The following is a 1,019-nucleotide window of genomic DNA, read 5'->3' on the forward strand; positions in this document are numbered from 1 at the left end:
GGATTCCAGCCATGTCAAGGGTAGGTAAGGTTTTTCGCGTTGCATCGAATTAATCCACATCATCCACCGCTTGTGCGGGTCCCCGTCAATTCCTTTGAGTTTTAATCTTGCGACCGTACTCCCCAGGCGGTCTACTTCACGCGTTAGCTGCGTTACCAAGTCAATTAAGACCCGACAACTAGTAGACATCGTTTAGGGCGTGGACTACCAGGGTATCTAATCCTGTTTGCTCCCCACGCTTTCGTGCATGAGCGTCAATCTTGACCCAGGGGGCTGCCTTCGCCATCGGTGTTCCTCCACATATCTACGCATTTCACTGCTACACGTGGAATTCTACCCCCCTCTGCCAGATTCTAGCCTTGCAGTCTCCAATGCAATTCCCAGGTTGAGCCCGGGGATTTCACATCAGACTTACAAAACCGCCTGCGCACGCTTTACGCCCAGTAATTCCGATTAACGCTTGCACCCTACGTATTACCGCGGCTGCTGGCACGTAGTTAGCCGGTGCTTATTCTTCAGGTACCGTCATTAGCAAGAGATATTAGCTCTCACCGTTTCTTCCCTGACAAAAGAGCTTTACAACCCGAAGGCCTTCTTCACTCACGCGGCATTGCTGGATCAGGCTTTCGCCCATTGTCCAAAATTCCCCACTGCTGCCTCCCGTAGGAGTCTGGACCGTGTCTCAGTTCCAGTGTGGCTGGTCGTCCTCTCAGACCAGCTACTGATCGATGCCTTGGTAGGCTTTTACCCTACCAACTAGCTAATCAGATATCGGCCGCTCCACGAGCATGAGGTCTTGCGATCCCCCACTTTCATCCTTAGATCGTATGCGGTATTAGCGTAACTTTCGCTACGTTATCCCCCACTCTAGGGTACGTTCCGATATATTACTCACCCGTTCGCCACTCGCCACCAGAGCAAGCTCCGTGCTGCCGTTCGACTTGCATGTGTAAGGCATGCCGCCAGCGTTCAATCTGAGCCAGGATCAAACTCTTCAGTTTAATCTCTGTTACTTTGCC

At 51.9% G+C, this 1,019-nt stretch carries 1 rRNA gene; it reads right to left on the bottom strand.

What is annotated here, in order from left to right:
• Positions 1-1,001 (bottom strand): 16S ribosomal RNA (locus tag AC54AG_RS28290); the annotation flags it as partial.
• Between the last annotated feature and the right edge of the window lie 18 nt (positions 1,002-1,019).

The organism is Janthinobacterium sp. BCJ23 (genome assembly GCF_059617945.1).